General features: G+C 53.4%; 1 protein-coding gene. It reads right to left on the reverse strand.

The genetic code is table 11. The features are described 5' to 3' along the window. Positions 1-16 precede the first annotated feature (16 nt). Positions 17-238, reverse strand: a 222-nt coding sequence (locus ABFY71_RS19120; RefSeq protein WP_347947463.1) for a hypothetical protein, incomplete at its 5' end; no start/stop codon positions are given.

Raw genomic sequence — 238 nt, forward strand, 5'->3', positions numbered from 1 at the left:
TAACTGACAAAAATACTTACCCATTCTTAATCACCTCTCTAGCTTTACGTTGTGCCCGCACCTTACGGCGCTTAGCGTTCTGTGCTGCCTTAGCTTCTTCCTCAGATTTATGGGAATAATAAAGCAGGTTCGTAGGCTCCCTGTCCAGGTAATCAGCTACCCGGCGCAGGGCGTCTGCAATCGCCGCGCTGCTCTGCATACTCCCGACAATCCAGCGCCCCGCTGCTGACGCTACACG

The organism is Devosia alba (genome assembly GCF_039938915.1).
Lineage (GTDB): Bacteria > Pseudomonadota > Alphaproteobacteria > Rhizobiales > Devosiaceae > Devosia > Devosia alba.